This is a genomic window from Sorangium sp. So ce406, from assembly GCF_051474675.1.
Taxonomy (GTDB): domain Bacteria; phylum Myxococcota_A; class Polyangia; order Polyangiales; family Polyangiaceae; genus Sorangium; species Sorangium cellulosum_G.
Genome location: NZ_CP150340.1, coordinates 8709162 through 8734431 on the forward strand (window position 1 = coordinate 8709162; position 25270 = coordinate 8734431).

Annotated in this window: 24 protein-coding genes; 8 read left to right on the plus strand and 16 right to left on the minus strand. The window is 74.2% G+C overall.

Features of this window, described 5'->3' with window-relative positions; all coding sequences use genetic code 11:
* Positions 1–23 precede the first annotated feature (23 nt).
* From WME96_RS32380 to WME96_RS32440, 13 genes are all read right to left on the minus strand, one after another.
* Positions 24–2513, minus strand: a complete 2490-nt coding sequence (locus WME96_RS32380; RefSeq protein ID WP_437285446.1) for a hypothetical protein — start codon at positions 2511–2513, stop codon at positions 24–26.
* Positions 2503–3213 (minus strand): phage baseplate assembly protein V, encoded by a 711-nt coding sequence (locus WME96_RS32385; protein WP_437285447.1) that lies wholly within the window; start codon positions 3211–3213, stop codon positions 2503–2505. The genes WME96_RS32380 and WME96_RS32385 overlap by 11 nt, the downstream gene beginning before the upstream one ends.
* A complete protein-coding gene (locus WME96_RS32390) occupies positions 3210–4310 on the minus strand; it encodes a phage late control D family protein (RefSeq protein WP_437285448.1) in 1101 nt (366 codons plus the stop codon). The genes WME96_RS32385 and WME96_RS32390 overlap by 4 nt, the downstream gene beginning before the upstream one ends.
* Entirely contained in the window at positions 4307–4465 is a 159-nt protein-coding gene (locus WME96_RS32395; RefSeq protein ID WP_437285449.1) for a hypothetical protein, read from the minus strand. Before WME96_RS32395 ends, WME96_RS32390 begins: the two co-directional genes overlap by 4 nt.
* On the minus strand, positions 4459–5811 hold the full coding sequence (locus WME96_RS32400; RefSeq protein ID WP_437285450.1) for a CIS tube protein: 1353 nt from the start codon (positions 5809–5811) through the stop codon (positions 4459–4461). Before WME96_RS32400 ends, WME96_RS32395 begins: the two co-directional genes overlap by 7 nt.
* Positions 5808–6281: a phage tail protein gene (locus WME96_RS32405; RefSeq protein ID WP_437285451.1), complete on the minus strand. Its 474-nt coding sequence runs from the start codon at positions 6279–6281 to the stop codon at positions 5808–5810. Before WME96_RS32405 ends, WME96_RS32400 begins: the two co-directional genes overlap by 4 nt.
* Positions 6274–8286 (minus strand): phage tail sheath family protein, encoded by a 2013-nt coding sequence (locus tag WME96_RS32410; protein WP_437285452.1) that lies wholly within the window; start codon positions 8284–8286, stop codon positions 6274–6276. Before WME96_RS32410 ends, WME96_RS32405 begins: the two co-directional genes overlap by 8 nt.
* A 6-nt stretch (positions 8287–8292) precedes the next feature.
* Entirely contained in the window at positions 8293–8748 is a 456-nt protein-coding gene (locus tag WME96_RS32415; protein WP_437285453.1) for a phage tail protein, read from the minus strand.
* Between the two features lie 22 nt (positions 8749–8770).
* Complete coding sequence (locus WME96_RS32420; RefSeq protein ID WP_437285454.1) at positions 8771–10642, minus strand: phage tail sheath family protein; 1872 nt, start codon at positions 10640–10642, stop codon at positions 8771–8773.
* 11 nt (positions 10643–10653) lie between these two features.
* On the minus strand, positions 10654–11466 hold the full coding sequence (locus WME96_RS32425) for a hypothetical protein (protein ID WP_437285455.1): 813 nt from the start codon (positions 11464–11466) through the stop codon (positions 10654–10656).
* Positions 11463–12032, minus strand: coding sequence for a DUF4255 domain-containing protein (locus WME96_RS32430; RefSeq protein ID WP_437285456.1), 570 nt, complete (start codon positions 12030–12032; stop codon positions 11463–11465). The genes WME96_RS32425 and WME96_RS32430 overlap by 4 nt, the downstream gene beginning before the upstream one ends.
* A gap of 303 nt (positions 12033–12335) precedes the next feature.
* Positions 12336–12719: a hypothetical protein gene (locus tag WME96_RS32435; RefSeq protein WP_437285457.1), complete on the minus strand. Its 384-nt coding sequence runs from the start codon at positions 12717–12719 to the stop codon at positions 12336–12338.
* A gap of 146 nt (positions 12720–12865) precedes the next feature.
* Positions 12866–13501 carry a hypothetical protein gene (locus tag WME96_RS32440; RefSeq protein WP_437285458.1) on the minus strand — a complete coding sequence of 212 codons (636 nt, stop codon included), beginning with the start codon at positions 13499–13501 and terminating at the stop codon, positions 12866–12868.
* Positions 13502–13898: 397 nt separating this feature from the next.
* Between WME96_RS32440 and WME96_RS32445 the strand changes: the two genes are divergently transcribed.
* From WME96_RS32445 to WME96_RS32480, 8 genes are all read left to right on the plus strand, one after another.
* Positions 13899–14306 (plus strand): hypothetical protein, encoded by a 408-nt coding sequence (locus WME96_RS32445; protein ID WP_433928176.1) that lies wholly within the window; start codon positions 13899–13901, stop codon positions 14304–14306.
* A 31-nt stretch (positions 14307–14337) separates the two neighbouring features.
* Positions 14338–15201, plus strand: coding sequence for a DUF692 domain-containing protein (locus WME96_RS32450; RefSeq protein ID WP_437285459.1), 864 nt, complete (start codon positions 14338–14340; stop codon positions 15199–15201).
* A complete protein-coding gene (locus WME96_RS32455; RefSeq protein ID WP_437285460.1) occupies positions 15198–16187 on the plus strand; it encodes an HvfC/BufC N-terminal domain-containing protein in 990 nt (329 codons plus the stop codon). The genes WME96_RS32450 and WME96_RS32455 overlap by 4 nt, the downstream gene beginning before the upstream one ends.
* Positions 16188–16211: 24 nt before the next feature.
* A complete protein-coding gene (locus WME96_RS32460; RefSeq protein WP_437285461.1) occupies positions 16212–17483 on the plus strand; it encodes a lactonase family protein in 1272 nt (423 codons plus the stop codon).
* Positions 17480–18580: a hypothetical protein gene (locus WME96_RS32465; RefSeq protein ID WP_437285462.1), complete on the plus strand. Its 1101-nt coding sequence runs from the start codon at positions 17480–17482 to the stop codon at positions 18578–18580. The genes WME96_RS32460 and WME96_RS32465 overlap by 4 nt, the downstream gene beginning before the upstream one ends.
* 105 nt (positions 18581–18685) lie before the next feature.
* Entirely contained in the window at positions 18686–19246 is a 561-nt protein-coding gene (locus tag WME96_RS32470) for an RNA polymerase sigma factor (RefSeq protein WP_437285463.1), read from the plus strand.
* Positions 19243–20175, plus strand: a complete 933-nt coding sequence (locus WME96_RS32475) for a hypothetical protein (protein WP_437285464.1) — start codon at positions 19243–19245, stop codon at positions 20173–20175. The genes WME96_RS32470 and WME96_RS32475 overlap by 4 nt, the downstream gene beginning before the upstream one ends.
* A 305-nt stretch (positions 20176–20480) precedes the next feature.
* Entirely contained in the window at positions 20481–21377 is an 897-nt protein-coding gene (locus WME96_RS32480; protein WP_437285465.1) for a hypothetical protein, read from the plus strand.
* Positions 21378–21560: 183 nt separating this feature from the next.
* Here WME96_RS32480 and WME96_RS32485 read toward each other — a convergent pair whose 3' ends face one another.
* The 3 genes from WME96_RS32485 to WME96_RS32495 all read right to left on the minus strand — a co-directional run bounded on the left by WME96_RS32485 (position 21561) and on the right by WME96_RS32495 (position 25085).
* On the minus strand, positions 21561–22019 hold the full coding sequence (locus tag WME96_RS32485) for a VOC family protein (protein WP_437285466.1): 459 nt from the start codon (positions 22017–22019) through the stop codon (positions 21561–21563).
* Between the two features lie 469 nt (positions 22020–22488).
* Positions 22489–23331 (minus strand): hypothetical protein, encoded by an 843-nt coding sequence (locus tag WME96_RS32490; RefSeq protein WP_437285467.1) that lies wholly within the window; start codon positions 23329–23331, stop codon positions 22489–22491.
* Between the two features lie 293 nt (positions 23332–23624).
* Positions 23625–25085, minus strand: a complete 1461-nt coding sequence (locus WME96_RS32495) for a porin (protein ID WP_437285468.1) — start codon at positions 25083–25085, stop codon at positions 23625–23627.
* Between the last annotated feature and the right edge of the window lie 185 nt (positions 25086–25270).

Consider the following 25270-nt stretch of genomic DNA (forward strand, 5'->3'; position numbering starts at 1 on the left):
GCGAAGCGCCATTCTGAGCTCCGTCACGTCTTCTTCGGCGCGGGCACCGGAATACAGATCTTGAGCAGGAGCATCCAGGCGAACCCGGGGATCGCCAGGAGGATGCTGAAGATGAGCTGGAACATCACCCATGCGCACAGGGTGAAGACCGGGATCGCGAACGAGCAGATCCAGGCGATGCCCCACTCGCGCGCCGTGTCCTTGGGGTCGTCGCCCGTGACGACGCCCGAGTTCTGCGGCGTGGTCATCGCGGCGAAGGGCAGCGCGCGCGCCCGCTTCATGCGGGGGACGTCGCGCAGCAGCTTCGGCAGGTCGGGGAGCCGAACGGCGACCGGCTTGAGGCCCAGCATGTCCATCGGCTCGGCCAGGAAGAACACCTCGGAGCGCCGGCTCCACACGACCCGCGGGAGCTCGCACGGGTCCTTCCCCGCGACCCGCGCGTAGCAGAAGACGGCGTAGAGGCTGTCCGCGTCGTACCGCGTCCTGACGACCTGGCGGAGCGCCTTGCCCTCGGTGCGGACCGCCTCCGCCGGCAGGTCGATGAGGTAGCGCTTCTTCACGGCCGCGACGAGCGCCGCCATGTCGGCCGCGTCCGGCGACGTCCCCGGGAACACGAGCAGCCCCCGCTCCAGCTCGGCGGAAACGCTCAGGGCGCGGTGCTGGAGCCGCGGGAAGCCGAGCGCGAGGTTGAGCGCGGCCTCGACGTCCCGCGCGCGCTCGTCGAGCTCCGCCGCGTAACCGCCGCCCGCGCCGGCGCCCTGGGCCCCGACGTCGATCAGCGCCTGCTCGAGCGACCGCGCGAGCGCGTGGACCTTCAGCGCGCCCGGCGAGAGCGACGGCGCAGGCCACAACACCGGCTCCCTCGCCCGCGCGTCGTTCACCGCGATCCAGGCGTCGAGCTCCTGCCCGAGCGCCGTGGCCGTGGGGCGCGGCCTCACGAGGTTGCCGTTCGCGTCGATGACGGGCAGCTTGAAATCGGGCTTCGCGGGCCCGCTTTCGAACGCGCTCGTGTAGAAAGCGTCGAGGAGCGCGTACCGCTCCCGCCAGACCCAGACGACGAGGGCGACGAGGAGCGCCCCCTCGATCGGGTCGCCGAGCCCGCCGCCGGCCGGCAACGTCGCCTTCACGACCTCGTGGACCGCGTCGCGCAGGAGCAGCGACATCTCCGGCCCGCGGGCGGCGAGCGCGTCCCTCGCCCAGCCGGGGGCGGCGGGCGGATACTCGTAGGGCGCAGGCGACAGGAAGAACGTCGCGACCTGGTCGACAGCCGTGCTCCAGCGCGCCAGCCCGGGAGGGAGGGTATCGAGCTCGGCGTTCGCATAATGCGCCAGCGCCGCGAGCCCCAGCTTGCGCGCGGCCCCGTCGATCTCCGCGGACACGACCCCGGGCACCGCGGCCACCGCGGCCCTCGCCGCGGCCACGTCGGCGTCCGGTGGCTCGGGCGGCAGGAAGCCGCGGAGCTCCGCGAGGAGCGGCAGGAGCGCCCCTGTCACGGCCGCGCCGATCTCGGCGGCCTTGCTCACGAGGCGCTCGTTCAGGTGGGCCTCGGCGGTGGCGGCGAACCCCGGCCGGAGGACGGCGACGTCGTCGATCGGGTCCGGCGCCGCGCGCTCCTTGTCGGAGGGCAGCGGCAGGAAGCCGAACCGGCACGTATGCCGCCCGGCCTCGCCCACCGCAGCGGGCACCGGCGCGAGCGCCGACGTGGAGAGGGCGAGCGGCGTCGCCGCGTCGACGCCGAGGTGGCGGCGCACCTCGACGTCGGCCGGACCGAACACGTCGGCCGGGAGCGCCGCGGGATCCACGACGCGCGCGGCCCCGTGGACCGTCTTCATGTCCTCGCCCGCGATCTCGACCCACCTGCCGCCGCCGAGAGGGGAAGCCACCCAGTCCTGCCAGCGCGGCCTCGCGGCGGCCCTGTCGGGGACGAGCCGGCGCACCACGAGCCCCGCCTCGATCACGCGCCTCGCGTCGATGCGCGGCGCGCCCGGCCTGTCGCAGGAGAGCTCGCACGCCACGACGTGGAAGTGGCAGTGCATGGGCAGGTAGAGCTTCCGCAGCCAGGCCGCGCGCGACGCGTCGCCGGGCGGCGGGAACACCTCGTCCCGGACCGCATCGACGGTCGCGCCCATGCCCGCCTCGATCAAGGCCGCCTCGAACGACGTCTCGCCGTCGAGCTCCAGCTCGCCCGGGCCGGGCCGCTCGGCCGGCGGCGGCTCGACGTGCGCGCGCGCGTAGACCGGCGCGCCGCTGCCGTCGAGGAGCGCCCGCGGCGGCTCGGCGAAGTCGCGCGCCGGCAGGAGCCGGGGGAACGCGCCCGCGCGGAACCCGGGGCCCGACGCGGCGACGCCGCGGAAGAACGCGTCGACGAAGCTCTCGTCGGTGCCCACGAACGTGAAGATCGCCGGGCGCTGGCCGAGGCGCTCGGGCGCGAACCACGGGCGGGTGATCGCCGCGTCGGCCGCGCCGGGGCGGCGGTCGGCGGGCAGGACGATCGCCCTCGCCTTACCAGACATTGCCCGCCCCCGGGGTGTACGTGGCCGAGACGACGTTGTTCGTTATCACGGTGTCGGCCTGGACGACCCCGCTGAACCTGGAGAGCGCCGCGTCGACCTGGACCTGCGCGGCGGTCACCTTCATGCCGGCGGGGGCCTCGACCTTCACCTGGTTGACGGCCGTGATCGTGACGGTGCCGCTCGGGTCGATCGCGATCTTCGCGCCGCCGGCGTGGTTGATCTCGATGGTGCCGCCGCCCGCGTCGTCGAGGACGACCGAGTGGCCCCCCTGGGTCTCGATCCGCACGACCTCCGCGCCGGAGGTGTCGTCGAACGCGAGCTTGTGGCCGGAGCGGGACGTGATCGACCGGACGTTGTTGTCGCCGGCGCCGTCCATCGACTCCGGCGGCGCGTCCTTGCCGTTCCAGAGCGCGCCCACGACCACGGGCCACCTGGGATCGCCCGCGACGAAGGAGACGAGCACCTCGTCGTCCACCTCGGGGATGAACCAGGTGCCGCGGTCCTTGCCCGCCATGAGCGTCGCGAGCCGCGCCCACGCCCTCGCCTGCTGGCTGTCCTCCTCGCCGACCCAGGGGAGCTTCACCTCTACGCGGCCCTGCTGATCCGGGTCCTTCACGTCGGTGACGATCGCCGGGTACACCCCGAACAGCCGGTGCCGCTCCGTGGGAAACACGGGGCCCTTGGGGTCGAGGGCGATCAAGCGCTGCCCCCGAGGTCCACGCGCTCGACGCGGAAGTGCGTGCGGAGGCCATCGACGAGGTTCCAGGTGTGGCGCACCGCGCACACGTTCCAGCGGCCGGAGAAGAGATCGCCCACGTCGAGAAGCTCGACCTCCGCGCCCACGGCGAGGGCCGGCGTGCCGTCCGTGGTGCCGCGGCCGACGAGGAAGCGGCGCGCGCGGTGGAGCGCGACCGCCCGCGCGATGGCGCGCGCCTCGGTCGCCGTCGCCGGCGCCTCGAGGTGCAGATCGAGGGGCGCGGTCCAGCCGAGGTCGTCCAGCACCGCCGGCCCCGTCTCGCCGCCGCGCGACTCCGCGGCGATGTCGTCCCCCGTCGCCACCTCGTGGATGGGCGCCTTGTCGGCGACGGACCACCCGTGGACGCGGACCTCGGTCCGCTGGTGGGACAGATCGGCGACCGCCTCGAAGTGGATCAGCGCGTCCTCCTTGGACAGGCGGATGGGCTCGCCGCCCGAGGGCCTGCGGCGCGGCACGAGCCGGAGCTCGCGGCCCGACAGCTCGATCCGCGCGTCGGCGGCGCGCGCGCGCTCGCGGAGGAAGGCCAGGTCGTTCTGGTTCACCTGCCAGAGCTCGCGGTGCTCCGACCCCGCGGCCTCGGCGTTCGGGTCGAGGCCGTGGTCCGCGGCGATGCGCGACAGCATGCCGCCCTCGTCCTCGCGCTCGTAGAAGCGCGTCCGCTCCCGCATGCGCACCTTCATGAGCGCGTCCTCGGCGCTGATGCGGATCTCCGGCGGCCTGAGATCCGGGAAGACGCCCGCCATCGCGCTGATCGCCCCGTCGAAGATCGTGGCGAGCGTGTCCTCGTTCCCGGCCTTCACGACGATGCGCTTGCCGAGGTCGAGCGTCTCCCGGTCGAAGTACAGGAACCCCGGCGCCTCGCTCTCTTCCTTGCGCCCCCAGTTGAGCAGCGTCGCCTCCATCCGCGCCATGCCCTCCTCGTCGTGCGCGACCTCCAGCCGGAGGAGGTCGGTCCCGAGGCGCGAGATCTCCTCGCCCTCGATCTCGAAGCGAGGCCGGGCCGAGACGACGAGCCTTCCGGTCGAGGCGCCCTGCGTCATCCGCCGCGCTCCTCCGTGCGCAGGTACCGCTCGAGCATCTCCTCGAGCAGCTCGCGCACGATCTCGCGCAACTCTTCCTTGGTCGCGGCGGGGTTCGAGCGCCCGCCCTCGCCATCCACCACCACGTCCGTCTGCACCTCGCCCACGCTCACCATGCCTTGCCTCCACACGCGCCGCAGCCGGCGCTCTCGCCGGGCGGCCTCGCGACCGCGGCGCGCCCGCACGCGGCGCAGCAGGCGCGCGCGCCCGCGGTCGGCAGGGCGGCGCCCTCGGGCAGCGCCTCCCACCGCGGCCGCCCGCCCGCGAGCGACGCGACCGACGCCGGCCGGTACACCGGCCGCTGAAAGACCACCGCGGCGGCCGCGCCCACGCGCGCCGCCGTGCGCGGCGGCGAGCCCCGCACGGGCACCGGGGCGCCCGCGGCGCCGGCGCGCGGCGGCACGGCGGTCGCCGAGAACGTGCCGCGCGCCGGGTCCGCGACGTCCGGCAGGGCGCCGGACGCGCGCTCGGCGTGGACCACGCCCGCGAGCGCCGCCGCGCGCGTCCCGGGCGCGGGGCCGTCGGGCGCCCACCCAGGGCGCGGTCCCGGAGGCTGCACCGGCCCGGCGGCGGCGCGCGCGGGCGCCCGCGCCGTGGCGGCGACGTCGACCTCGTCGCCGAGCGCCGCCGACACCGCCGCGCCGCCGAACACCTCGACGGCCGCCGTGGCCGAGACGTCGAGCGAGACCCCGGCGCTCGCGGCGAGGTCGATCCCGATCCCGAGCTCCAGGTCCGCCTCGGCGCGGAAACCGACGCTCGCCGACGCGCTCGCGTCGAACGAGAGGCTCGCGGAGGCGCCGATGTCGAGGAGCGAGTCGAGCCCGTTCTGCGCCGCCACGTCGCCCGCCGAGCCGATCCCCGCACCGACCCCGGAGAGCGCGTCCCCCACGCCGCGCGGCCCGGCGCCGCGGTCGCTCCCCCCTCCCCCGCGGAAGGTCGCGAGCTGAGCGCGCTTCGTGGAGTCGACCTGGTACTCGAACTTCTGCTCCTTGAGCGAGATGGAGACCTTGGCGCGGAGCGGGACGCCCTCGGGCGAGAAGTACTCGAGGACCTCGGTGTAGCTGTCGAAGACGCCCTCGAAGACGATGCTCCCCCACCGGAACTGCACGCGGCGCGGCGCGGGGTGCTGCGCGTCCGGGTCGGAGACCTGGAGGAGCGCGGCGATCTTCTTCGTCCGCTCGCGGACGTCGAGGTCCTCCTCGCGCTCGCCGCCCTCCTCGCCGGGCTCGTTCTTCGGCCGCGTGCTGTCGAAGTACGCGTCGAACGTCAGCGTCGACGTGCTCGATCCGACGAACTGCGTCCGCTGCCGGCCCTTGCGGCCGGGCACGTCCTGGAGCGAGTTCTGGACGCGGATGGTCAGCGTCTCGGGGTTGAAATCGAGGACGATCTTCGACCCCTCGTCGGCCTGGTTGCCGCTTTCCTGGAAGGGGACGAGCTCGGCGCGGCGCAGCTCCACGCTCATGGCGCCACCCGGGTGAGCCCCTCGTGAGCGATGTGGAGCTCCTCGATCGCGACGTTGGTGGTCGAGGTGGCCTGGAGATCCGCCGCCTTCACCTTGGTGACGATCCCGTTCGTGAAGCGGTAGCGCGCCGGCTCCGCCGCGTCGCGGTCCTGGCCCGGCGGGAACTGGAGGACGGAGCCGCTCACGTACGGCAGCGGGAACGTGCCGTCGAGGCAGCGCTCGACCCACGCCCAGAAGCTGCGATCGAGCGTCACCCCGCGCTTGAGCACGAGGTTCGGGTGCGAGGTCTTGGCCACCAGCCGGCGGACGCCGAGGTTGTAGCCGCCCTCGCGCAGCTCGCGGACCTCGATGTTGGCCTCGAGCCCCTGGACCTCGGAGAAGGCCGCGCACCGCGCGAGCGCCTCGTCCCCGCCGCGGCCCGAGGCGGTGATGTGGACCTCGAAGTTGAAGAGCGAGAGGATCTCAGCCACGGGGCAGCTCCTCCACCAGGCTGGTGCCGTCGACCCCCTGCACGAGCTGGAAGACCACGAACTCGGCGGGCGCGCTGGGCGCGACGCCGACCTCCACGACCACGCGGCCGGCGCCGCGATCCCCGGGGCTCGCGGCGCCGGAGCACCGCACGAAGTACGAGGACTCGCGCGTCCTGCCCGCGAGCGCGCCCGCGCTCACGAGGCCGTCGAGCCGGTGCTCCACGCCGCGGACGAGGCGGCTCCACAGGATGCGGCCGTTCGGCTCGAACACGGCCCACCGGGTGTCGATCGCGAGCTGCCGCTCGAGCCAGTGGATCAGCCGGCGCACGGAGAGGTGCGTCCACTCGGCGTCGTCGCTGGTCGTGCGCGAGCCGAGCAGGAAGAGGCCCTTCTCGGTCGGCCGGATCAGGTTGACGCGCGACTCGTGGAGGAAGCCGGCGTCGGGCAGCAGGCCGTCGCGGAAGAGCGAGACGGCGTCGGCGACGGGGGCGTTCGCGGGGGCCCAGGACACGCCCCGCTCGCGCTCGACGCGCGCGACGATGCCCGCGCACGCCCCGCAGGGCGGCGCGGTGACGAGCGGCGCCAGCGGGTCCTCCGCCGGAGCGGCGCGCAGGTACGGCGCGAACAGCGCGGCGCAGCCGAGATCGGAGCGCACCGCCTGCCGCCACAGCACGATCTCTCCCGCGGTCAGCCCGGGCGGCAGATCGAGGAGCGCGACGCGGCCCCACGAGGTGGCCCGCCCCGCGTTGCGGGCGAGCTCGCGGCCCTCGCACGCGCGGACGAGCTCGGCCTGGCGAGCGCGGGTCTCGTCGCGCGCGCCGGAGCGCGTGATCGCGAGCAGCGGGTACTCCGCCGGACGCGCCACGCCGTGCACGGCCGCGGGGGGCGTGCACAGGTCGAAGACGGTCGCCGACGGGTCGGCGCCGAGGTCCGTCGGCTCGACGGGCGCCTCGGCCGAGCGGACGTGCACGAGGTCGGGCAGCGCCACCATCGATATCGGCTCCGCCTCGCTGGCCTCGTCGTGGGCGTCGAGCGCCTCGAGCGGCGTGAGGCCCCCCTCGCCCGGCGCGAAGAAGACCGCCGTGCCCGTCGTCGGGCCGGCGTCGTCGCCGCGCGCTATCCGATCGCCCCCCGCCGCGAGATCGTCGGCGACGAGGGCGAGCTCGCGCTCCCCCCGCAGCAGCAGGCCGGCGCGCGGCAGCCATCGATCGCGCGGCCCACCGGCCGACACGAGCCGCGAGCCCTGCCCGCGCCCGTCGCCCCCCTCGAGCACGTCCGGCGCGTAGGCGGGGTGCAGCGGCGACAGCGCGAGGTCGGCGAACCGCTCGGTCCACCTCGGGACGGAGACGGTCAGCTCGCACCGCACCTCGGTGACGCGGGCGAGGTCGGGCCCTGGATCGGTCAACCCGGAGACCAAGCCGACGCGCAGGCCGCCGGCGCGGCGCTCCACCGACGCGACGAGGCCGACCTCCTCGACGAGCGCGCCGCCGGAGACGAAGACGCGGCGCAACGTCGCGCCCGCGGCCACGCCGGGGTCGCCCAGCGCGACCTCGGGCCAGGCGATCCCGGGCGCCGCGATGAGCCCCGCCTGGCGCTGGGTGAACCGCAGCCGGATCGAGAGGTGGTTGCCCCACGCCCCCGGATCGCGCGCGGCCAGGACCGGCGCGGGCAGCCCGACGACGTCGCGGGCCAGCGCCGGGACCTGCCACGCCGCGCGCCTGGCGTTGGCGACGTCGACGGCGCGGGCGACGACGCAGCGGCGGCCGCCGTTCGCGAAGAAGCCGTGGACCGCCTGGCCGAGCATGCGCCCCCCGCCGGGCGCCCCGAACCACGCGAGGTAGTCGTCGAACGAGCTCAGCGGGACGGCGCGATCGACGGGGCCGCGCTCGGCGAGGCCGATGAACGCCGCGACGTCCATGCGCACCTCGGCGAGGCGCGCGACGGCCGGGCGATCCTCATAGACGCCGGGCGGGACACCGCGCCGATAGGGATTCGCGACTGCCATCGTCGATCATTCGAAGAGGATGTCTTCGCAGAGAAGCACGAGCTCTTCCATGGCGACGTCGGTCCCGCCCTTGGCGGCGAGGGTGGGGCCGGTCCACTTCGTGGGCCGCGCGTTCAGGAGCTTCCACGTCGCCACCGTGTCGCGGTTCGCCTCGTTCCGGAGCTCGATCACGACGGCCGCCTTGGCGTCCGGCTCTCCCTTCCGCGCCTTGTCAACCCACCGGAACACGTCGAGGCTGCCGACGAGCCCGCGCTTCAGGGTGACGTCACCGACCTTGTACGTCGTGAGGACCTTCCGCGGGAAATTGCCGGCGTCGGTCCCTTCCCGGTAGTCGGCGTGCTGGATCTCCGTGTTCAGCCCGCTCACGTCGGAGAACCCGCCGCGGATCTCGTCCCCGGAGGCCGGCGTGATGGTGACCTTGTAGTTGAACGCGCCGTAGGGGTCGTCTCTGAAAACCGCCATTGCCATCCTCCATCCCGCGCCGTCACACGACGGCCGCGTCCGCGGTCCACTGGCCAATCCGGAAGACGACGAACTCCGCCGGTTTGGTGGGCGCCACGCCGATGAGCACGACGAGCCGCCCGTTGTCGAGATCGCTCTGGGTCATGGTCGAGCGATCGCAGCGCACGAAATATGCTTCCTCCGGCTTGCGGCCCATGAGCGCGCCGGTCCGCCACGTCTCGAGCAGGAACGACTCGATGGTGAGCCGGACCTTGAGCCACAGGCTCTCGTTGTTCGGCTCGAACACCGCCCACTTGGTGTTCTTCTCGATGGAGTGCTCCAGGTAGATGAAGAGCCGCCGGACGTTGACGTACATCCACTCGGGATCGGAGCTCATCGTCCGCGCGCCCCACACGCGGTTTCCGCGCCCCTCGAAGGAGCGCAGGCAGTTGATCCCCTCGGGGTTGAGGGTGTCCTGCTGTCCCGTGTTGATGCGGCGGCTGAAGCGGAGCGCGTCGCGGACGACCTCGTTGGCGGGCGCCTTGTGGACGCCGCGCTCGACGTCGGTCCGGGCGTAGATGCCGGCGACCGAGCCCTCGGGCGGCAGCTCGAGGACCTCGCCGGTGGCGCTGAACGGATCTGGCACGACGACCCACGGGAAATAGAGCGCCGCGTGGGAGGTGTCGTGCTGGCTGCGGACGCTGCGGATCCCCGCCTCATCGAGCCCGTTCGCGGCGGAGAGGATCGCGAACCGGTACTTGAGGGTCTCGCAGTGGGTGATGAGCTCGTTGCGGACGGCCTGCCTGGCGGTGTCGGCCCCGTAGGCGCTGTGCCCCGGCGCGGCCACGATGGCGATGTCCTCGATCTCCCCGAGCGCCACGAGGCCTGTCACCGTGGCGTCGACGCCCGCGCCCTTGTATTCGGTGCTCGTGGGCACGGCGCCGTCGTTGCCGCCCGCCAGCGTGGCCGAGCCCCACTCGATCAACCTCACGAGCAGCTCGTCGAAATCGGCCTCGGCGAGGGTGCTCGTCGGATCGGCCGGCGCGGGCGGCAGATCGACTTCGAAGGCCACGCGTGCCGAGGAGTCGCTCGGATCGTTGCGCCGGAGGACGGTGAGGAGGTAGCTCGCCGAGCGCGGGTGCGTGGAGATGCCGGCGTAGGTGTCGATGCGGGCGCCCGGATTACCCACCTGCACGGTGAGCGTCACGCGCTGCACCGCGTCGGTCGCGCCGGGGGCGACGACGACGCCCGCGGCGTTCACGAGCTGGGGCTGGCCGAGGTCATTGACCTGGACCCAGCGCAGGTTGGCCGCGACGAGCGGCGATGTGCCGGCGCTGTTCGTGACCGGCGCCGGCCTGGCCGACGCGCTCACCTCCACGATGTCGCCCGGCTTGAGGCCGACGAGCTTGCCGCCGGTGAGCGCGTTGCTGCCGCGCTTTCCGGAGATGGACACCTGCAGGTTGCCCTCGACGCCCGGGTGACGGGCCACGAAGCGAGGGTTGAGCGGCACCGTGCCCGCCGAGAAGTCGTTGGCGCTCGCCGCGCCGACGTTCTTGGTGGTCGTGGTGATGGCCGCGCCCTCCTTGAGCAGGATGGGGCTCCTCGCGACGCCGTCGCCCGTCGACGTCTTGAAGACGCGCGCGATGTAGAGCCGCTGTCCCCCGTTGTCGAAGAACGATTTGACGGCGTGCGCGAGGTAGTTGGTCGTGGGGGTGCCGGCGAGCACGACGTCCTCGATCCCGCCGAAGGTGCGGCGAAACTCCTCGAACGACGTCACGAGCGGCGGCGGGCCCTGGACGGGCCCGAAGCGGCAGGCTCCAACGAAGCCGGCCGTCGACGTGGCGACGCCCTGGATCGACTTCGCGCGAAAGCTGGTTTCCTCGATGTATACGCCAGGCGACAGATATTCGGGCATCGTCCACCCCTTCAGGCGGGCAGCAGGTCCAATCGAACGTGGGTATCGAGCTTGACGGCGAGGGTGGCCTCGAAGAGGCTACCCACCCCGTAGACAGCGGCGAACGCGGGATCCGAGGGCGAGACGGTGTCGATCTCGTCCAGGAACCCTTCGAGCGGCCGCCCCTCGGGCGGCGGCGTGACGCGGCGATATGCGCGCACGGAGACGTCGAACGTCGACGTGATATCGAGATCGTCGTCGCCGTCGCCGGGGAGGTGCGGATCCACGACGGACACCACGGCGCGCAGGAACGGCAGCGGCGCGAGGTACTCCCCGCGCTCGTCGGCGTACGTGACGTACGCGCCCTGCGCGGTCGTGGCGCTGACCCAGGCGAAGGGGCAGGGCGCGCCACCGGGCGTCGTCACCCTGCCGAAGATCGCCGCGCGCGGCTCGCGCGAGCGGGCGCGCGGCGAGGGGCGCAGCGGCGCGGCGATGAACGGCGGCGCCGCGACGGCCGGGAGCGCCGAGGCGCCCCGCGACAGCGCGGCGGCGAGGGGCAGCCGGTCCGGCAGGTCGACGAGGAGCGCTCTCGGCAGATAACGCCCTTCCGGATCGGTCACCTCGACGCGGGCCGGACCGCCGGGCAGATCGAGGAAGCCGTAAACGTTTGTTGTCCGGTGGAACACGGGTCGAGCCTTGCGGCCGGAGATCGCGACAGAGAGGCCGGGGATGGGCTCGTTCATGGTGGCGAACGGCCCGCCCCCATTGCGACCGAGGTAGGCAGTCGGGCGCACGGCGAGCGAGCCGACGGACGCGAGCCGCTCCGCGCTGCCCGGCGGGATCAAGGCAGCCTCGGGGAGTAGACGCTCGTCCGCGCGAGGACCGGCGGGGCCGAGGCGGCGGCCGTCGCCGGCGACAGCTTGGCCGTCCGGACGACATAGGGGACGCTGAGCCGATACTTGGGATCGAGCAGATCCCAGAGACGCATCATGTCCTCGTGGGAGAGGGTGTCGAGGTACACCCGCAGCGCGTCTTCAGGCTGCCAGGAATAAGCCGGATCGAGCAGCGGGCCGGACACGATGGCCCGCTCCTCGAGGATCTCGATGCAGTCCTGGAGGATCTGGTGCTCGCGCTCGGCGTCGGCCATCCAGACGGTCAGGAGATAACGCAGGTCGAGCGCGAGGGCGGTGCGCGGAGGATCCGCCGGAGTCGCCGGCGGGATCTCCTTGTATCGACGCGTCGGATCAATCTCGACCCGATATAGGAAGAGCGACACCTTGTTTGCGGGCACACCCTCGAAACTCGTGGTCGTGAAGAGCTCGAACGACAGGCCCTGCAGGCCGCCGTGGCGGTCCTGATATCCATCCCTCAGGAGATGGATCAGCGTCTTGCCGATCCCCGCGATCATCATATCGTTCCCGAGAGCCTCCCCGACCCACGAGAGCGTCGCCCGCCGAACGCTTGCGATCACCCATATCGCAAGCGCACCGGGCTCTACAATGAAAAATTGGAAATTGATCCGGAGCGTGACAATTTATGAAAGTTGCAACGCCCCGAGCACTCGATGGTGATTCGGGACTCGCGCGCTGTCCGCCTTTGCCGGCGGGCGAGCATGGTGCCGGGTGCTGTCCCGCCGAGCGGTCGACCGGCAGCGCCCGGGCGCACGGCGCTCGCGGGGCTGCGCGCCACCCCGACGCCGGCGGAGCGCCGCCGCTCACTGCTGCTGCGTGGCTCTGGGCGCGCACCGCTTCATGTACGCGGGACCGGGGCACCCGTCGTGGGTCAGGACCTCGCCGTCCTGGCATTTCACGAGCGCCGCCCGGATGTCGAGGCACTTCCCCGGCCCCGCCTCCACGCAGCGGTGCTCGGTGGTCGTCCCGTTAGCGCAGCCGTCGAGCTGCCCCTCAGGGCAGTCGAGGAGCGGCCCGGTCGAGCAGTCGTTCTCGTGCCTGGCGGCCGTGTCCGTTTCCGGCCTGGCGCCCGTGGCCGTCGTCCCCTGCGTGGCCTGCGACTGGGGCGTGCACGCGGCGCTCGCCAGCGCGAGGGCCGTGAAGAAGAAGAACAGGGCCCGCCGGGGCGAGCTGCTGCGCGTGTTCATGCCGTCGTTCTCCGTGGGTGAGGTCCGGCCGGGAACCCGGAAGGCAGGTCGCCGCCCGGCGCGCCCGGCAGACTACTCCACGGAACGCCGTCTCCTCGCCGCTTTCGCCTCCGCCCGGGAGGCCGCCGCGCGCGCCGCGCTCTCGATCAGAACGCGCCGCCGCCGTGCGCGAGCAGCGCCCAGCTATCCCCACCCGTCTGGTTCGCGGCGCCGCGCACGGAGAGGTCGTCGAAGAACGCGGGGCGGAAGCTCAGCCGGGCGCCCAGCTTGACGTTGCGCGTGACGAGCCGCTCCACCCCGACGGTGAGCGGCACCGCCAGCGCGAAGGCGTCGCCGCCCTCGCCCGCCCAGCCCGTGTAGCCCACGCCCGCGACGACGAACGGCTGCACGATCGCGTCGTCGGCGCGCAGGACGTTGTAGCGCACCCCCGCGTCGAACGAGGTCATCACGAGCGACCTGGCCACCGTCGCGCGCTCGTTGACCGAGCCGATGTAGTTGCCCTCGATCGCCACGCGCGGCGACATGGTCCCGGTCACGCGCACGTTCCAGGTGGGCCCGACGCCCGCGGTGCCGCCCACGTACCCGAGCATGCCGAAGCCGCCCTCGACCGCGACCGCGGGCTCGGGGATCCGCCGGATGAGCGGCCGGTCCGCCGGAGGGACGTTGCCCGCCGGCCGATCGCGCTGTTCCGCGCGCCCCGCGCCCTGCGCCGCCGCTGCGCCGGCGAGCGCCATCGTGGCGGCGGCGGCCATGGCCGCCGCCGCGCGTCGTCGCGTGCTCATGAGTCCTCCCCCTGTTGGATCCGTGACCGGTGTTCCGACCACGACGACCGCCGTGTGCACACCTCAGGCCACATGGAGCTGTGCAGCGCAGGTCCGGCGCCTCCGCCCCGCCGCCCACGCCCGCGCCCGTGCGGCCGCAGCGCCCCGAGATGGCGCCGCGCGCCGTCCGCCGTGAGCCGTCGCGGCCACGCCGGTGAGCCGCTGCGGCGCCGCCGGTGAGCCGCCGCGGCGTCGCCGGTGAGCCGCCGGTGAGCCGCCGCGGCGCCGCCAGTGAGCCGTTGCGGCGCCGCGGCGGGTCTGAGATGGAACGGGGCTCCGGACGCCGCCGTGAAACCGGATCACGCCTCGCCCGTAGGGGGTGCAGGCCCGTCGATCACGAGAACCAGAGGAGCACACGATGCTGTCGAAGAAGAGCATTTACGAGACCCTCGCCGCGCTGAGCACCGGCGCCATGGTGATGAGCGGCTGCGGCGGCGCGCAGGCGCCGGTCAACGCCACCGAGGTCCCCGCCGAGCAGGAGGCCGTGCCCGCCGAGCCGGCCGCGCCCGCCGCCCCGGCCGAGACCACCTCCGGCGACGCGGCCGCGGGCGCGAACGTCGCCGCGCCGGAGGCCGCGCCGCCGGCCCCCGCGCCGCCGACCGACGTGCAGTCCGCGGCGACCTCGCCGATGGCCGCGCCCACGGCCACCCCGGCCCCCACCGCGCCCACGCCGCCCGCCGCCGCCCCGGCGGCCAAGCCCGCCGCGAAGAAGGCGGCCGGCAAGAAGCCCGGCCACGCGGGGTGTGGCCAGGGCACCTGCGGCTGACCCCCGTCGGCCCGCCCTCCCCGTGCCCCCCATGACCGGCAGCGCGCTCACCGGCGTCGGCCTCGGGCTCCGCTGGGAGTTCCTCGACGAGGTGCTCGAGCTGCTCGACGGCGGCGCGGCGCTGCCCGTCCCCTTCTTCGAGCTCTCCCCCGAGAACTACATGCGCCGCGGCGGCTACTTCCCCGCCGCGATCGCGCGCGTCCGGGAGCGCTGCGCGATCCTGACGCACGGGCTCACGATGTCGGTCGGCGGGGTCGACCCGCTCGACGCCGGCTACCTGCGCGAGCTCGGGCGGTTCCTTGGGCAGCTCGACCCGCCGTTCCACAGCGACCACCTGTGCTTCTCCGGCGTCGACGGCAGGTTCGTCCACGACCTCTTGCCGCTGCCGCTCACCTCCGCGGCCGCCGCGCACGCCGCGGCGCGCATCCGCGAGGCGGAGGACCGGCTCGAGCGGCCCATGGCGATCGAGAACATCACCTACTACCTGGCCCCGGGCCGCGCCGCGCTCGACGAGGTCGACTTCCTCGGCGAGGTGCTCGAGCGCGCCGGCTGCGGGCTGCTGCTCGACGTGAACAACCTCTACGTGAACGCCCGGAACCACGGCGTCGACGCGGCCGCGCTGCTCGAGAAGATCCCGGCCGGCCGCGTCGTGTCGATGCACGTCGCGGGGCACGAGTGGCGCGACGACGCGGGCGTCCTCGTCGACACGCACGGCGCGCCGGTGATCGCGCCCGTGCTCGACCTGCTCGCCCGCGCCGTCGCGCGGACCGGGCCGGTGCCGGTCGTGCTCGAGCGCGACAACGACGTGCCGCCGCTCGAGGCGCTGCTCGCGGAGCGCGCCGAGGTCGAGGCGGCGTACCGGCGCGGGCTCGCCGCGCGGGAGGCCGGGGCGTGAGCGCGGCGCGCGCGGCGGGCGGGACGCGCGGGACGCGCGGGACGAGCGAGACGTCGAACCAGCCGCCGCCGGAGCTCGCGGCGCTGCAGCGGGCGCTCCAGCGCAGCGTGAGCGAGCCGGACGAGGCGGCGATCGCGGCCGATCCGCGCGCGTGGCTCGCCCGCGCCGGGGTCGAGGGGGCGGACCTCGAGGCGATGGCCTCGCTCCCGCCCGGGCGGCTGCTGCTCTACCGGAGCCTGATCCGGCGCGGGCTGACGGGCGCGATCCGCGCCGGGATCCCGCGGACCGCGGCGCGGCTCGGCGCGCGGTTCGAGGCGGACGTGGCGCGCTTCCTCGAGGTGGAGCTGCCCCGGTCGCGCTACCTCCGCGACGTCGCGTTCGAGTTCGTGGGCTTCGCGGCGCCGCGCTGGGCCGAGGACCCGGAGGTGCCCGCGTACCTCGCGGATCTCGCGCGCCACGAGCTCGCCGCCTTCGCGGCGTCGTGCGCCGAGCCGGACGGCGACGAGGCCGGCGGGCCGGCGGGCGCGCCGGGGGCGCAGGACGCGGCGGCGGGCGCGCCGGGGGCGCAGGACGCGACGGCGGGCGCGCCGGCGTCCGGCGAGGAGCTCTCGCTGGACCGGGGGGCGCGCTTCCAGCGGGCCGCGGCGCTCGTGCGCCACGAGCACGCGGTGCACCGGCTGGAGGGCGGCGAGGCGGCGCGCGACGTGCCGGTCCGCGAGCCGACGAGCCTGCTCGTGTACCGCGACGCCGGGCACGAGGTCCGCTTCCTGGAGCTCACGCCGCTCGCGGCCGAGATCCTCGGCCGGCTCCTCGCGGGCGCCGCGCTCCGGGACGCGGTGGTCGAGGGCTGCGCCGCGCTGGGGCGGCCGGTCGACGACCCGGTGCTGGAGAGCACCGCGGCCCTGCTGAGCGACCTCGCCGAGCGCGGGGCGCTCCTCGGCGCCGCCGCGCCGTCGCGCTTGCCCCGCGGCGCGGGCCGTGGGTAACGCAGGATCCGAGGACGTCGATCGATGCAGCGCACACTCTTCTGGCTGGCGGCCGGACTGTGGCTCGGGTGCGGCAACTCCGGCGGCGGCCCCCCGAAGGGCGGGACCCCCTCGGGGACCAGCGGCGGCGGTGACAGCATGAGCCAGGGCAACGGCATGGGCTGCGGCGGCACGAACGGCAGCGGCACAGGCGCCGCCGGCACGAACGGCAGCAGCGCGAGCTCCGGCGGAGCGGACGGCGGCCCGCAGCCCGCGCCCCTGGTCTACGTCGGGGGCCGCAAGGGGATCTTCGTGTTCCGCCTCGACGAGGCCGATGGCGCGCTCTCCGCGGTGCAGGGCCCGATCGACGCCGAGATGAACCCGACGTTCCTCGCCGTCGACCCCGCGCGCCGGCGCCTCTTCGCGGTGAACGAGCTCGACGAGGTGGACGGCGAGATGTCGGGCTCGGTCAGCGCGTTCCGGATCGGCCCGGAGGACGGGACGCTCGCGTTCATCAACCGGGCCTCCTCGAGGGGCCAGGGCCCTGCCCACCTCGCCACCGATCGCGCCGGGCGCTTCGTCCTCGTGGCCAACTACGGCGGCGGTACCGCGGCGGTGCTCCCCGTGGGCCAGGACGGCGCGCTCGGCCAGGCGGTGGACGAGGCGGCGTTCGGGCCCCGGGCGCTGTCGCACCAGGCCGTGACCGACCCGGCGAACCGCTTCGCCTTCGTCACCAACCTCGGGTCCGACGCGATCGCCCAGTTCACGTTCGACGCGGACACGGGGCAGATCGAGCCGAACAGCCCGCCGACCCTCGCGCTCCCCGCGGGCACGACCCCGCGGCACCTCGACTTCCACCCGAGCGGCCGGTTCGCCTACCTGATCAACGAGCGCGCCGGTTCGATCACGACCCTGAGCTACGATCCGGCGCGCGGGGCGCTCTCCGCCGTGGCCACCGTCTCGACGCTGCCGGACGGCGCGAGCGCCGAGGAGAACGCCTGCGCCGAGGTCCAGGTCGCCCCGTCGGGCAAGTTCGTCTACGGGTCGAACCGGGGCCATGACAGCATCGCCATCTTCGCGGTCGACCCCGAGCGCGGCACGCTCACCCTCGTCGGCCACGCGCCGACCCAGGGAAGGACGCCGCGCCATTTCCAGCTCTCGCCGACGGGCAAGCTGCTGCTCGTCGCGAACCAGCGCTCGAGCAACATCGTCGCGTTCCACGTGGACGAGGCGACCGGCGCCCTCCGGCCCACGGGCCGCGTCACCGAGGTCCCCGAGCCCACCTACGTCGGGATCGCGGCCTCGCCGGGCCCGTGATCGCGCGCCGCGCAGCAGGCCTCGCGCTCGTCGCCTCGGCGCTCGCCGCGTCGGCGCTCGTCGCTGCGGCGCGCCCCGCGCGCGCGTCCGCCGGGGAGCAGACGGCGTCGCTGAGCTGGGTGCGGCTCGCCGGCGCCGAGGCGTGCGTCGGGGCGCGCGCGCTCGCGCAGGCGGTGGAGGCGCGCCTCGGGCGCGCGGCGCTCGTCTCGGCCGCCCGGGCCGAGCTCACGATCGAGGGGCGCGTCGAGCCGGTCGGCTCCGGCGGGTGGCGCGCGGTGCTCGCGGTCGCCGATGCCGACGGCGCGCTGCTCGGGACGCGCGAGATCGCCACGGCGTCGCCGCGCTGCGGGGCGATGGACGACGAGCTCGCCCTGGCCATCGCGCTCATGATCGACCCCAGCGCGAAGCTGTCCCCCGGCGCACCGCCCCCGCTGGCCGCCCTGGCGCCGCTTCCGGCGCCATCGCCCGCGCCCGCGCCCGCGCCCGCGACCGCGCCGCCGCCGCCGCCGCCGGCGCCGGCGGTCATCGTGCAGCGCGTCCTGGTCCCGGTCCCGCCAACGGCGCCTCCGCCGCCGGCGCCGTGGCGCGTCGAGGTCGGCGCCGGTCCGCTCTTCGGGCTCGGCCTCCTCCCCTCGCTCGGCGTCGCCGCCACGGTGCGCGCGCGCCTCACGCCGCCCCGGTTCTTGTCGGTCGAGGTCGGCGGCGCCGTCTGGGTCCCGGACGAGGCGACCAGCGGCGCCTCCGCGACGCGCTTCTCCTGGGGCGAGGGGTTCGTTTCCGCGTGCCCCGTCGCGCTCGGGAGCGCCACGCGGCTCTCGGCATGCGCGGGCGTCCGCCTCGGCGCGCTGCGCGTCGGCGGCGTCGGCTTCGGCGTCGACCACGCCGACGAGCGCCTGACCGCGGGCGGCGCGCTCGACGTCCGCCTCACCCGGCGGCTCGTCGGCCCGCTCACCGCGGGCGGCGGCCTCGGGCTGATCGTGCCGATCGTGCGCGACACCTTCTACTACACTGACGCACAGGGCCAGACCCGCGAGGTGTTCCAGATGGCGCCGCTCGCCGGGACGGCGGACGTCCTGCTCGGCGTCGAATTCCATTGAATTTCCAGTAGCTTACACCGGTTCCTTTGCCTCCGCTCCGCGGCTCGGCGTCGCTTTCTTTCATAAATTCTCGCGCTCTCGACCATGAAGGGCAGGGCCGGTTCCTTGCGCCCTCGACCGCTCGCGATGACCCTCGAGCAGATCTTCGAAGAGAACGCGGCGTACGTGTGGCGTGTGCTGCGGAGGCTCGGCGTGGGCGAGGCCGACGTCGAGGACGTCTGCCAGGAAGTCTTCCTCACGGTTCACCGGAAGCTCGGCACCTTCGACGGCAGCTCGGCGCTGCGCACGTGGCTGTACAGCATCTGCCTGCGGCTCGCGTCGGAGTACCGGCGGCGGCCGCACCGGAGGCGCGAGGAGGTGGCCGAGGCCGTCCCCGAGCAGGTCATGGCGGCGCCGCAGGACGAGACGCTCGATCGGCGCCGCGCGCTCGACCGGCTGGACGCGGCGCTCGATCAGCTCGACGACGACAAGCGCGCGGTGTTCGTCCTGCACGAGATCGAGCAGATGCCGATGGCGGAGATCGCGAAGGCGGCGGGGTGCCCGCTGCAGACGGCGTACTCGCGGCTGCGCGCGGCGCGGGCGCAGATCGAGGCGGCGATGCGCCGGCACGAGCTCGCCGCGCCGCGGGCCGGGGTCGCGCGGGTGACCGAGGGGAGCAGCGTATGAGCGGTCATCCTCGCAGGACGATCGGCCCGGAGGGCGGCTCGGACGTGCTCCGCCTGGCCCTCGAGGCGGCCCGGCGCGACGCGCCGGACAAGGCGCAGCTCGCGCGGCTCGCGGCGCGGCTGCCGCTCGGCCTTCCGGGCGGACCGGGAGGCGGCAAGGACCCCGGCGGCCCGGCGGACGGCGGGGCGACCGGCGGCGGCGCGGGCACGGCAACCGGAGGAGGCGCGGGCGCCCAGGCGACCGGCGGCGGCGCGGGCGTGCCGGCGACGCACGCGCCGGCAGGGATCGCCTCGACGGGGGCTGTCGCGCCGCCGTCGGTGCTCTCCGGCCTGGGGATCGGCGCGGCGCTGGGCGTCGTCCTCGTCGGGGCGGTGTGGCTCATGCCACCGCGCTCGCAGCCGCCGCCCCCCGCGCCGCCCGCGCCTTCCGGCGCGGCGGTGGTCGCGACCGCGCCGCTCGCGGAGGCGGCCGCGGCGCCCGTCGCGGCGACGCCGGAGGCGCCCGCGGAGGCATCCGCTGCGGCGGAACCACCGCGCGCGCCTGATCCGGAGCCGCCGCGCGCCCCGGCGGGCGCGCCGCTGCCGGCGCGCGCGTCCGCCGCGACGGCCGGCGCGCCGGCCGCTGGCGGCTTGGCGCCGGCGGCGCTGCCCGGCGCGGAGACGGAGATCGGGCTGCTGCAGCGCGCGCAGGAGGCGCTCGCTGCGCGCCCCGCGGAGGCGCTCGCGCTCGCCGACGCCCACCTCGCGCGCTTCCCGGGCGGCGCGCTCGCCCAGGAGCGCGAGGTGATCGCGGTCGGCGCCCTGAAGGCGCTCGGCCGCGGCGGCGAGGCGCTCGCTCGGGCGAGCCGCTTCGTCGCGGCGCACCCGAGCTCCGCCTACCGCCGCAGGCTCGAGATCCTCGTCCCGGAGCTGAGGCACGCGCAGCCGTGACAGCGGGCCGCGGTCTGCCCTGGCCGCGGCGAGGCCGGGGCGCCGGTTCGGCGGTTCTCTCGACATCCTCGATCAACGGCGCTGCCGCACCGGGCGCCGGTGGCGGAGACTGCCCTGCTCGCGGCAAATGCAGCTTCATTCAGGGCGCGATCGGGATCGCGAGCATCCCGCCGTCTCGCTCGGGCGTCATCCTGCCCGAACAAGAAAGGCTGATCAGGAGATCATAAAAACAGACAAGCGACGCCATTCATGGAGCGAAGACGGGCTGCGCTGACAGGCCCGGGGAGACACGAATGCGACGCCTCGTGAACACATCCATTTCGCTCTTCTTTGGGCTGATGACGCTCCAGACCTTCGGCGCCGGGTGCACCGCCCTGGTGGAGGTTGGCGACGACAGCGGCGACGGCGGCGGTCGAGAGACCGCGCCCGGTGATGACGCCGACGGGTCCGGGTCGTCCGCGAGCGGCGGCGGGGCCGGCGGCAACGTCAGCACCGAGGTCGGCTCATCGGTCGGAGCCGGCGGCAACGTCAGCACGGGGGGCGGCTCATCGGTCGGCGTCGGCGGCGGCGTCAGCACCGGGGGCGGCCCGTCGGTCAGCTCCGGCGTCGGCGGCGGCGTCAGCACCGGGGGCGGCCCGTCGGTCAGCTCCGGCGTCGGCGTCGGCACCGGGGGCGGCCCGTCGGTCAGCTCCGGCGTCAGCGTCGGCACCGGGGGCGGCTCGCCGGTCGGCTCCGGCCCCACCGGAGGCGGCCCCGGGCCGGCGACGGCCGGCGCGATCGCGCTCCTCGGGAGTCAGCTCCCCGGCCCGTCGGGCGCAGGGAGCAGCTCCTCCGCGGTCGGCGGGCCGTCCCCCGCTCCGGACGAGCTCTACGTCCTCATCGGGTCCGAGGCGCAGTCCTGTACGGCTCCACAGACGGCGGTCGGCTGCGGCAACTGGCGCGCCGAGTTCATCATTCCCCCGGCGTCGCAGGTGCCCGCCATCTACCCCCTCGACGGGCGGTACCTGACATCGTCCTTCTATCAGAGCGGCCCTGAAAGGGGCAGCGGCACCTGCTGGCAGGCCGGAGGCACCTTCGGGCCCGGCACGCTGGAGATCGTGAGCATCGACGCCACGGAGGTCGTGCTCCGGCTGAGCGGCGATCCTACCGGTACCGGCGAGTTCGACATCAACGGCGAATACACCGCGGTTCGATGCCCCTGATATCCCTGGCTCCGTGATGGAGAAGAATTGAACCACAGAGGACACAGAGGGCACAGAGGAAGATAGAGAGAGTTTCATCCTCTCTCCTCTGTGCCCTCTGAGGTTCTTTCTCTCCTCCCTCTGTGCCCTCTGTGCCCTCTGTGGTTCTTTCTCTCTGGTTCTTCGAACCTCCTCGACGCGGAGCTACGTCGCCGAGAGGCGCTTCTGCATCTCCTCTGGAGAGACGTCCTCGATGCGGCTCGCGAGCCCCCAGCGGTGGCCGTACGGATCGCGGAGCCAGGCCATGCGGTCGCCGTGCGGCTGGTCCTGCGGCGGACGCTCGACGGTCGCGCCTGCCGCGGCGGCCCGCGCCACGAGCGCGTCCACGTCCTCCACGTAGACCATCACGCTCACGCTCGTGCCCCCCAGCGTCTGGGGGCCGACGGCGCCGAGATCAGGGTACTCGTCCGACAGGAAGAACCGGGCACGGCCGATCGACAGCTCGGCGTGGCCGATCCGCCCGTCGGGCATCGGGATTCGCACGTCCTCGCGCGCGCCGAACGCACGCTTGTAGAACTCGATGGCTTCCGCGGCGCCGCGCGCGCTCAGGTAGGGAAAGCACACCTGACCTTCCGGGACGGGGTGGACCTGGCTCTTCATCATCGTCGCGCTCCTTCTTGCTCGCATCGCGCACCGGCGATCCGGCTCTCCGCCAGCATGGAGGATCGCTCCGCCCACATATTGGAAAAATTTCACCTGCACGCCCGACCGGCGTGGCTCGATCACGACGCGTCCTGATCCCCTCGCGAGCGCGCTCGCCCTCGACCACGACGCGACCTGGTCCCCTCGCGAGCGCGCTCGCCCCAGACCACGACGCGACCTGGTCTCCTCGCGAGCGCGCTCGCCCCAGACCACAACGCGTCCTGGTCCCCTCGCGAGCGCGCTCGCCCCAGACCACAACGCGTCCTGGTCCCCTCGCGAGCGCGCTCGCCCCAGACCACAACGCGACCTGGTCCCCCGCGAGCGCGCTCGCCCTCGACCACAACGCGTTGTGGTCCGCGGAGATGTATCTTGTGAAGAATGCTTGCTTTTTTACGAGAACGTGAGGCGAATCACCGCGTTCAAGCGCGGCTCACGCCGGATCGGCCAGGGGCTCCTCTTCCGGTTCCGGCGGCGGCTCCACGGACGGCGCCCCCGGCGCGGCGGGCGTCTCGGTAACGTCGCTGGCGCCGGCGCCGCCGGTCGCGCCGGAAGGCCGCGACTCCCACGCCGCGAGGGGCGCGAGGAGCGCCGCGCTGACCGCCTCGCTGCCGGGGACGTCCGGGTCCGCGTGCGCGGCGACCCGGGTCGCGTAGTCGCGGAGGGCGGCGAGCGCCGCCAGGAACGCGGCGCGCACGTCGCCTGTGGGAGCGCTCTCGGGCTTCGGCGCGGTGATGTGCAGGGCCCGGCCATAGGCCTCGTGCGCCTCCTCCAGGTGCGCGAGGAAGGCCTCGCCGCCGAGCTTCTTGAACGTCCTGTCATGCCGCGCGCCGCGGATCGCGTCGAGGCGCGCCTTCGACTCCTTCCATTCGAGCTTGTACGGGAGCCGGGTGAACGAGAGGCCGTCCGGGAAAAGGAGCTTGAAGAGATCCTTCGCCTCTTCGAGGTGCGGGTTCCGCTCCGGAGGGAGCTTGCACCAGCCTCCGAGCCAGTCGAACGTCCCGCTATACGCGTTGTCGAGGGTGCGATCGGCCTTCGGCTTGGTCCTCGTCTCCACCGGATCGCCCCCCTGCGGCCGGGTCAGCGCCTCGAGCGTGGCGACCGCGGCGGCGAGGCGCCCCTTCGATCGCCCGATCGCCTCCGGGAGCTTCTTCGGCTTGAGCTGCTTCTCCCGGGCGTCGGCCACCGTGATGAGCTCCGTGGCGAGCACGACCGCCTCGGCGGCATTGAGGCGGGGGAGAGCGACGAGATCCTGGGAGGTGAATGAACGAGCCATGGTGAACTCCTTCCCTGAAACGGCTCCATCGTTCGAGCCGGGGAGGAGCGCCATGGCAAGAACGGCGCCGCACACCGCACGTCGGGGTCACGTGCTCTCCACCGCGCAGAGCAGGCTTTTGGCCCACCGCGGCCAGGCACGGCATGGACGGGCCGGCCTGGCCGGACCTGGCCGGCCTGGCCGCGCGCAGGCCAGCGCCAGCGCGCCGCGCCCACACCAGCGCTGCGCGCCGGGCCCCCCCGGCCCCGGAGCGCACGCTCCACGGGACCGCCGTTCCCCTCGGACTCTCCGCTTCAGAAGCTCGCGTCGAGCTGGAGGCGGGCGACGTGGCGGGCCACGGAGGCGTCCTCGCCGAAGATGTAGAAATAATCGCCCTGGATCTTCAGGGCATAGCCGTTCAGATACACATTGAGCCCGCCGCCGACCTGCTTGCCCTGCGCGTCGACGAGATCGACCAGCCTGGGATCGGTGCCGCGCTCCGCGAAGATCTGGTCCCAGCGCGCGGCGACCTCGAGGTGGTCGGTCAGCAGGTAGCCCGCCTGGGCGAAGTAGCCGTAACCCGACCGGGTCCACTCCTGCACGGCCTCGCCGTCGACCTCGCCCTCGATGGAGTCCCGCTCGGCGTGGCGCACGACGGCCTCGGCCGCGAGGGAGAAGCCCGCGTACTTGAAGACGAGATCGGCCGCGCCGTGCAGGTAGTCGGCCGCGCCGAGCGTGAGCGTCGTGCCGAAGGTGCTGTTCTGGCGGTTGGTCTGGTGGTTGTAAGCGCCCGTGACGCCCACCGCGAGCCGGGGCTTCGCCTCGCGCGTGAGGTCGCCGTCCTGGTCGTCGTCGAACGCGCCGAACGGGCGGACGGCGAGCCGCGCCACCGCGAGCGGGCCGTGCTCCTGGGCGCCGAAGCGATTGCGCCCCTCACCGCCGCCAAGGAAGAGGTTGTACGACAGCTTGCCTCCCAGGCCGAAGAGATCGGGCGACGAGACCATCAGGCCGACGTCGCGATCGAGGTTGAACTCGCGGACGGCGATCGGGCGCTCGGTTTGCTGGATGGAGACCTCGCGCAGGGTCCGCGCCCGGTTGAACGGGGCGAGGAACTGGCCGACGCGCACGTTGAGATCGCGGATCCCCGTGTACTCGACGAAGGCGTCGAAGATGGGAGAGGGGCTGTCCCTCTCGAAGTCGTTGCCGCCGAAGGCGAGCTGCACGTTGTACTTGAGATCGGGAGAGACGAAATGGCCGCTCGTCGTGAGGCGCACCGTCCTCACGTTGATCTCGTGCGTGTCGTCCTCGTCCGTGTGCGTGAACGTCTCGCGGATCTGCACGCGGGCCCGGATCGTGGACGAGAAGCCGCCGTCCGCCGACTTGACGGTGAAGCCCTTCCCCGGCGCGGCCGTCACGCTGGCGTCTGCGGCCTTGTCCTTCGCCGCCTGCGCCTGCCTCGCCGCGGCGCTCGCCGCCTCCTCGGCCGCCGCCCGGCGCTCGGCGTCGAGGCGCTCCTGCAGCGCGCGCTGCTGCTGCTCGAGCTCCGCGACCCGGCGATTCAGCTCCTCGACGCCGCCCGCCGCCACGGCCTGACCGGGCGCCGGGGCCGCCACCGGCGCCGCTGCCGGGGCGGCAGCGGCTGGCGGGGCGGGGGGCGCTGGCGGCGCCGCGGGCGCCTGCGCAGACGCCTGCGAGGGGAGCGCGGCGGCGGCGAGCGAGAGCGCCGCCGCCGCCGCATGGATCGTGTGCGACTTCGTTCCGTTGATCGATTTCAAAGCGGCTTATCCTCGGATCAAACCGTCTGCCGACGACGCGTCCGGCAGGCACGGCCGCCCGCGCGAGGGCGCACCACGCCCTCGCCAGCGGCCGACCATCGCTCCCGGGCCTGCGCTTCGCGCCACGCGCACAGACGCCGGGCCGCTGGCACCAGCGCACGGCCGGGCAGCAGCGGCACCAGCGG

Excerpts from the sequence above, each read along its gene's own strand:
- WME96_RS32445 (WP_433928176.1), top strand. The coding sequence starts at position 13,899 with ATGCTGTCGAAGAAGAGCATTTACGAGACCCTCGCCGCGCTGAGCACC.
- WME96_RS32410 (WP_437285452.1), bottom strand. The coding sequence starts at position 8,286 with ATGGCAGTCGCGAATCCCTATCGGCGCGGTGTCCCGCCCGGCGTCTAT.
- WME96_RS32440 (WP_437285458.1), bottom strand. The coding sequence starts at position 13,501 with ATGAGCACGCGACGACGCGCGGCGGCGGCCATGGCCGCCGCCGCCACG.
- WME96_RS32490 (WP_437285467.1), bottom strand. The coding sequence starts at position 23,331 with ATGGCTCGTTCATTCACCTCCCAGGATCTCGTCGCTCTCCCCCGCCTC.
- WME96_RS32380 (WP_437285446.1), bottom strand. The coding sequence starts at position 2,513 with ATGTCTGGTAAGGCGAGGGCGATCGTCCTGCCCGCCGACCGCCGCCCC.
- WME96_RS32450 (WP_437285459.1), top strand. The coding sequence starts at position 14,338 with ATGACCGGCAGCGCGCTCACCGGCGTCGGCCTCGGGCTCCGCTGGGAG.
- WME96_RS32460 (WP_437285461.1), top strand. The coding sequence starts at position 16,212 with ATGCAGCGCACACTCTTCTGGCTGGCGGCCGGACTGTGGCTCGGGTGC.
- WME96_RS32485 (WP_437285466.1), bottom strand. The coding sequence starts at position 22,019 with ATGATGAAGAGCCAGGTCCACCCCGTCCCGGAAGGTCAGGTGTGCTTT.
- WME96_RS32420 (WP_437285454.1), bottom strand. The coding sequence starts at position 10,642 with ATGCCCGAATATCTGTCGCCTGGCGTATACATCGAGGAAACCAGCTTT.
- WME96_RS32400 (WP_437285450.1), bottom strand. The coding sequence starts at position 5,811 with ATGAGCGTGGAGCTGCGCCGCGCCGAGCTCGTCCCCTTCCAGGAAAGC.
- WME96_RS32475 (WP_437285464.1), top strand. The coding sequence starts at position 19,243 with ATGAGCGGTCATCCTCGCAGGACGATCGGCCCGGAGGGCGGCTCGGAC.
- WME96_RS32390 (WP_437285448.1), bottom strand. The coding sequence starts at position 4,310 with ATGACGCAGGGCGCCTCGACCGGAAGGCTCGTCGTCTCGGCCCGGCCT.
- WME96_RS32430 (WP_437285456.1), bottom strand. The coding sequence starts at position 12,032 with ATGATGATCGCGGGGATCGGCAAGACGCTGATCCATCTCCTGAGGGAT.
- WME96_RS32435 (WP_437285457.1), bottom strand. The coding sequence starts at position 12,719 with ATGAACACGCGCAGCAGCTCGCCCCGGCGGGCCCTGTTCTTCTTCTTC.
- WME96_RS32415 (WP_437285453.1), bottom strand. The coding sequence starts at position 8,748 with ATGGCGGTTTTCAGAGACGACCCCTACGGCGCGTTCAACTACAAGGTC.
- WME96_RS32395 (WP_437285449.1), bottom strand. The coding sequence starts at position 4,465 with ATGGTGAGCGTGGGCGAGGTGCAGACGGACGTGGTGGTGGATGGCGAG.